The organism is Bradyrhizobium sp. Crot121, assembly GCF_059512385.1.
Genome location: NZ_JCAMOR010000008.1, coordinates 195,367 through 201,823 on the forward strand (window position 1 = coordinate 195,367; position 6,457 = coordinate 201,823).

The window sequence follows — 6,457 nt, forward strand, 5'->3', positions numbered from 1 at the left end:
ATTCTTGTTTTGACGCGTTTTCTTCATCGCGAACCGACGTCCGTTTCGCTCGAAAACGCTAGAGCCGATCAACCCTGCCACGGCTCTTAGCAGAGCCCATTTCGGACCGATATCGTTAATTGTTTCAGAAAGAGTTGCTTCGGTTTTGACTAAAGGGCCGCGCAGCGAATGAGCTGTATCTCAAGAGGTCTTTTGTAGCTTCCCCGCAACAAGAACGGGGGGCGCAAAATGCGCGGAGTTGCAAAGATATTGGCGGTTGCCGCCGCCATCTTCACGATCGGGCTGCAGCACAGGGCGAAGGCCGGCTTTGTCGGCACGCCAATGGCGCTGCGGGGGGCTATCCAATACATCAAGTTCGATGCGCCGACATTGCCGCCGATGGCGTTCACGATGTTTTGCCTCAAATATGCCGGCGAGTGCAAACCGCGCCGCATGGTGTTCCGAGGCGGACGGCTGAAGCTCACCGCCGAGCGTTGGGCCGATCTCAAGGAGGTCAACCATTCGGTGAACACCGGGATTCGGCCACAGGCCAATCTGGAGGGGCTGGCCGGCGAGAAATGGCTGCTGCATCCCGCAAGCGGGGACTGCAACGACTATGCGGTGACCAAGCGCCACGAGCTGATCGCAAGGGGGTGGCCGGCCCGTGCCGTTCTGCTCAGCGAGGTGGTGACGACCTGGGGCGAGCATCACCTGGTCGTCGTCGTGCGCACGTTCAGCGGCGACCTGGTCCTCGACAATCTGACCCAGAACATCTCGCCCTGGTCGCGCAAGCCCTATCGCTGGGTGCGGATCCAGATGCCCAAGAACCCCAACTATTGGGCATCCCTGGGCGATCGCAACGCCTGAACTCAGCTCACCGTGCGGCCTGGCTGACGCTTTGCGAAAGGCCAAGCCCCGCGATCGCTGCAAGACAGACGATGGCCCCGGCACGTAGCAGGCCGGGACCGGCAAATCCCTGCACAACGGCGAAGCAAAGGCTGGCGGCCGCCGCCGCCGAAAAGAAGGAGTCGCGGCCACGCCGCAGCGCCCCTGAGACAAGGCCCGTCAGCAGGGAAAGCACGATCGCGATTGCGAGTGCCAAGCCGATCCAGCCCGTTTCCACGAATAGTGCGATGGCTGCGGAGGGGACCGCAAGCGGTGCCGTTGCATCGCCGGATTGATAGATCCGGCCGATGGACTGGAAGGCTCCGGCGCCGGCACCGAACCAGCGCGTATCGGCAAGCAGGCGGTCGAGGACCGCGCGCGCTTGTTCTGGTTGGAGGCAAACCGGCCCGAAGTCGTGGTGCATGCCGCCGCGAAAGTCGGCGGCATCGGCGCCAACAACAATTTCCCGGTCGACTTTCTCTGCGACAACCTCTCGGTCGAATTGAACGTGGTGCGTGCGAGTCACGCGGTCGGGGTTCAGCGCCTGTTGTTTTTGGGGTCGTCCTGCATCTATCCCAAGCACGCAGCGCAGCCGATCAGAGAGGACCAACTGCTGGCGGGCCCGCTTGAGCCTACCAATGAGTGGTACGCGATCGCCAAGATCGCCGGCCTCAAGATGTGCCAAGCCTATCGCCGTCAATACGGCGATGATTTCATCTCGGCCATGCCGACCAATCTCTATGGCAAGGGCGACAATTATCATCCGGATCACAGCCACGTTCCGGCGGCGCTGATCCGCCGCTTTCATGAAGCCAAGCTCGCGGGAGCGCCGACGGTTACCGTGTGGGGCACCGGCACGCCGCTCCGCGAATTCCTCAACGTCGATGATCTGGCGGATGCCTGCGCCTTCCTTCTGAAGCGATATTCGCAGGACATGCCGATCAATGTCGGCAGCGGGGACGAACTCTCGATCGCCGATTTCGCGGCTCTGGTCGCCGAGGTCGTCGGCTATCAGGGCAAATTCGTCTTCGACGTCAGCAAGCCCAACGGCACCCCGCGCAAGCTGCTTGATAGCTCGCGTATCCGCGAACTCGGTTGGCGCCCGCAGATTTCGATGCGTGCCGGCCTCGCCGCGGCCTACGCCGATTTTCTCCGCGGACACGGCCGCAATCTCGCGCTTAGTCCCAGTGCGTCAAACTGAACGGGAGTGCAGTATCTCGTCTAAAAACTAAGAAACTTAACATCTTTGATTTGGTCTGCATTTAATGCGCATACTTCTGGTGGGCATCAACTACGCGCCCGATCTTGTCGGTGTCGCGAAATACAACACTGAGCTCTGCGAAAGTCTCGTGGCCGAAGGCCACGACGTCCGAGTGATCACCGCACCGCCTTATTATCCGGCGTGGCGAATTCCTCGGGGCTTCAGATCCTGGTATTTCCGGTCGAGAAAGCTGAATGGCGTGCAGGTGATCCGTACGCCAATCTACGTGCCTGCTCGTCCGTCGGGGGCCAAGCGGCTCGTTCACCATGCGTCGTTTGCATTGGCGAGTGCGATCCCTCTGGTGCGGACGGCGCTCTCGTGGCGACCCGACATCATGCTTTCGGTGGCGCCGTCGCTGACATCAGCGGCCCTCGTCGCCGCCGCCGCGCGCCTGACCGGGGCGAAATCCTGGCTTCATGTGCAGGACTTTGAGGTGGACGCGGCCTTTGATCTCGGTCTTTTGCAGAACCAAAGGCTCCGTCGGCTGATGCTGCGCGCGGAAGCGAGAATCCTGAAATCCTTCGACCGTGTCTCCACAATCTCACCGCAGATGTTGCGACGTCTCAAAGAGAAGGGAATTCCGCAGGAGAAGGTGAGGGAGGTCCGAAACTGGATCGACACCGGCGCAATCACTCCGGGTCCCGCAACGGTCAATTTCCGGACTGAGCTCGAGATTGGAGAAGACGACGTCGTCGCCCTCTACTCGGGAACGATGTCGAATAAGCAGGGACTCGACCTCGTCGTGGAGGCGGCTTCTGTTCTCGAACAAAGTCACCCCAACGTTCATTTCATTCTCGCCGGAGAGGGGCCTCACAAGCCGAGACTCCTGGAGATGTCACAGGGGCGCGGCAACATCCATTTTCTCGGCGTGCAGCCCAACGATCGTTTTGCCGCGTTGATGGCGAGCGCCGATATTCACCTGATTCCGCAGCGGGCAGAGGCGGCAGATCTGGTGCTGCCTTCCAAGCTCGGAGCCATCTTCTCCTCCGGGCGCCCGGTCGTCGCCATGGCGGGATCGGGTACCGGGCTGGCCGATGAAGTGGAAGGCGCCGGTTTGGTCGTCCCGCCGGGTGATGCGAATGCGCTGGCGGAGGCTGTCCGAACGCTCGGCGAAGATGAGCCGCTTCGAAATGTCCTGGGCAAGCAGGGCAGGACGCGCGCGCTTGAACGTTGGAACAGGGAACGCATCATCCATCAGTGGCTGAGGGAGATGCTGTCCATCGATGATGACAGTGTCAGGCCGCAGAGCAGCGGTGGGACACAGCTCCAGCCGGAAGCGCTGTTGCTTCCGGTCAAGGAGTAGGTGCGCCTGACCGGCAAATAAGCTGGTCAAACGCTCGAGCGGTTGGATAACCAATGCGCTCGAGCAATCGCCGCAAGCGGATCCCGCTCTGCGGCTATTCGTGCCGCGCGTAGTAGCGGAAGCCGTGCTGCTTGATCAGTTCGTCCCGCTTGGCCGATTCAAGATCTTCCTGCATCATTTCCTTGACCAGCGCCTCGAACGAGGTCTTCGGCTCCCAGCCGAGCTTCTGCTTTGCCTTGGAGGGATCGCCGAGCAGGGTCGCGACTTCCGACGGCCGGAAATAGCGGGGGTCCACCGAAACGATGCATTTGCCGGTCGCCTCGTCATAGCCTTTCTCGTGAACCCCGCTGCCTTCCCATCGGACCTTGATTCCGATCTCGGCCGCGGCGTGGTTGACGAAATCCCTCACTGAATACTGCTTGCCGGTGGCGATCACGAAGTCATCCGGCTTGTCCTGCTGCAGCATCATCCACTGCATCTCGACATAGTCGCGCGCGTGACCCCAGTCGCGTAGCGCGTCCATGTTGCCGAGGTAGAGGCGGTCCTGCAGCCCGAGATGGATCCGCGCCAGCGCCCGCGTGATCTTGCGCGTCACGAATGTCTCGCCGCGGACCGGGGACTCGTGATTGAACAGGATGCCGTTGCAGGCGTACATTCCATACGCTTCACGGTAGTTGACCGTGATCCAGTACGCATAGAGCTTGGCGACGGCGTAGGGCGAGCGGGGGTAAAAGGGCGTCGTCTCCTTCTGCGGGATTTCCTGCACAAGCCCGTACAATTCGGAAGTCGAAGCCTGGTAGAAGCGTGTCTTGTTCTCCAGGCCGACAATGCGGATGGCCTCGAGCAGGCGCAGCGTGCCCAGCGCGTCGGAATTTGCGGTGTATTCGGGTTCCTCGAATGAAACGGCGACATGGCTCTGCGCTGCGAGATTGTAGATCTCGTCCGGCTGGACCTGGCCGACGATACGGACCAGACTGGAAGAGTCCGTGAGGTCGCCATAATGCAAACGGAATGGCGGATTGGCCTCGTGGGGATCGAGATAAATGTGGTCAATTCGATCGGTGTTGAAAAGCGAAGCCCGGCGCTTGATGCCGTGGACCTCGTATCCTTTTTCCAGGAGCAGTTCTGCCAGATAGGCACCGTCCTGACCGGTAACGCCGGTGATTAAAGCTCGTTTCTTCGTCATGGATAAGCCCCCGCACTGAAATTTCAGCCCGCTTCATAACGCAATAATTCTGCCAGAACAGATATTCTGGCAGAATTATTGCGCGATCGGCCAACAGGATTAATCGTGAAGGTGTGCCCGTTAGTAAAAATAGCACGCGATAAGGCGCTCTGCCTCAAAAGGCGGCGCTGCGCGCAATGAGAATCCGCAACCATGTTTGATCATGGCCTGCGCGCGGGACGGGATATCACCGTGCGCAGCGGCGTCTTCACTCGTCACGATCAGCAATATCCATTGGGGTTGTTGCTCTGCCAGCGCCAATGATCCGCGCACATCGTCTCGAGCGATCTGGCCGCTTTCCATCCTATCAGTTGGGACGCGGTTTCCGTGGCGGCGTAGTAGGCATCGATGTCACCCGCCCGACGCGGCTTGATGTCATATGGGATGGGCCGGCTACTCGCTTTTTCGAAGGCGCGAACGACTTCGAGCACGCTGCTGCCAGTACCCGTTCCGAGATTGACCGAAAAGCATTTCGGACTGTCCAACGCCTTCAGCGCAGACAGGTGTCCCAGCGCGAGGTCCATGACATGGATATAGTCGCGAACGCCTGTTCCATCAGGCGTGTGGTAGTCGGCGCCCCATATGTTCAATCGCTCGCGTCGTCCGATTGCAACCTGAGCCACGAAGGGGACCAGATTATTGGGGACGCCGCGAGGATCCTCGCCGATCAATCCACTCTCGTGTGCCCCGACTGGATTGAAATAGCGCAATATGGCGATCCCCCAGCTCTGGTCGCTGACATATTGGTCGCGGAGCATGTCCTCGATGATGAGCTTGGTCCGCCCATAGGGGTTCACGGGATTGAGGGGATGGTCCTCGGTGTAGGGCAGGAATTTCGGGGTGCCGTAGACCGTGGCCGATGAGCTGAACACGATGTTCTTGACGCCCGACCGTTGCATCGCGCGCAGCAGCCGGTGAGATCCGATAACGTTCTGATCGTAATATTCGAGCGGCTGCGCAACGGAATCCTGAACGGATTTCAGACCGGCAAAATGCATGACGGCCGTGCAGTTGTATTGCGTCAGCACCTGCTCGATCGCGCGTTCGTCGCGAATGTCGCCTTCAACGGCAATCAGCGCTTTGCCGCAAATCTGCTGGACGCGCTGCAGGGCAATCGGACTGCTGTTGGAGAAATTGTCGAATACGACGACATCTTCGCCCGCAGCCAGCAAGGCCACGCAAGCATGCGAGCCGATATAGCCGGCCCCGCCGGTCACAAGGATCATCGTCATTCTCCGCTAGATTGGGTTCTCAAGGAGCGTTGGCGCAAAGAGTCTCTACAATCTAGAGCTGTTGAAAGCAAAGGTGCGATGCGAGGGGTAGACAGCGGGATAGAGGCCGGCATGTCAAGATCGATCGGAAAGAATTTCGCTCGGTCATCGAGGACGTTGCCGGGCGCCTTCCCGATGGATGGCGGCCGACTGCGGAGCGGCCGCGTAAGTCGTCACTCCACTGTCATCGCCCGCGAACGCGGACGATCCAGTATTCCAGAGAGGTTCGTCTTCGATTGAGACGCCGCGGAGTACTGGATGCCCGCATGCGCAAGGCATGACGACGGTGGGCATGGCGAACAGCTCAATCAGATCTTCTGATTGTACTCGCCGACCTCGGGATGCGTGCGCAGCACGCTATCCACGGTCTCGAACATGTCGCGCATGCGCTGCTCGCTGACCGGGCTTTCGACTACCACCACGAGCTCCGGCTTGTTGGAGGAGGCGCGCACCAGGCCCCAGCTGCCGTCCTCCACCGTGACGCGCACGCCGTTGACGGTGACGAGATCGCGGATCGCCTGGCCGCCGATCTT

6 protein-coding genes and 1 pseudogene are annotated in these 6,457 nt (G+C 60.3%); 3 read left to right on the top strand and 4 right to left on the bottom strand.

Annotated features, from left to right (window positions below; all coding sequences use genetic code 11):
* Nucleotides 1-228: 228 nt before the first annotated feature.
* A complete protein-coding gene (locus tag AC5ZGW_RS10990) occupies nt 229-846 on the top strand; it encodes a transglutaminase-like cysteine peptidase (protein WP_130229131.1) in 618 nt (205 codons plus the stop codon).
* Nucleotides 847-853: 7 nt separating this feature from the next.
* Here AC5ZGW_RS10990 and AC5ZGW_RS10995 read toward each other — a convergent pair whose 3' ends face one another.
* On the bottom strand, nt 854-1,081 hold the full coding sequence (locus AC5ZGW_RS10995; RefSeq protein ID WP_130229130.1) for a hypothetical protein: 228 nt from the start codon (nt 1,079-1,081) through the stop codon (nt 854-856).
* 132 nt (nt 1,082-1,213) lie between these two features.
* On the opposite strand from AC5ZGW_RS10995, the gene AC5ZGW_RS11000 reads away from it, so the two are divergent.
* Both AC5ZGW_RS11000 and AC5ZGW_RS11005 read left to right on the top strand, forming a co-directional pair.
* On the top strand, nt 1,214-2,065 hold the full coding sequence (locus AC5ZGW_RS11000) for a GDP-L-fucose synthase family protein (RefSeq protein WP_245475005.1): 852 nt from the start codon (nt 1,214-1,216) through the stop codon (nt 2,063-2,065).
* A gap of 64 nt (nt 2,066-2,129) precedes the next feature.
* Nucleotides 2,130-3,428, top strand: coding sequence for a WcaI family glycosyltransferase (locus AC5ZGW_RS11005; RefSeq protein WP_130229128.1), 1,299 nt, complete (start codon nt 2,130-2,132; stop codon nt 3,426-3,428).
* A gap of 94 nt (nt 3,429-3,522) precedes the next feature.
* Here AC5ZGW_RS11005 and gmd read toward each other — a convergent pair whose 3' ends face one another.
* The 3 genes and pseudogenes from gmd to AC5ZGW_RS11020 all read right to left on the bottom strand — a co-directional run.
* Complete coding sequence (gene gmd / locus AC5ZGW_RS11010) at nt 3,523-4,614, bottom strand: GDP-mannose 4,6-dehydratase (RefSeq protein WP_130229127.1); 1,092 nt, start codon at nt 4,612-4,614, stop codon at nt 3,523-3,525.
* 260 nt (nt 4,615-4,874) lie between these two features.
* Entirely contained in the window at nt 4,875-5,879 is a 1,005-nt protein-coding gene (galE, locus tag AC5ZGW_RS11015) for a UDP-glucose 4-epimerase GalE (protein WP_130229126.1), read from the bottom strand.
* Between the two features lie 353 nt (nt 5,880-6,232).
* Nucleotides 6,233-6,457 (bottom strand): annotated as a pseudogene (locus AC5ZGW_RS11020) (phosphomannomutase/phosphoglucomutase); the annotation flags it as partial.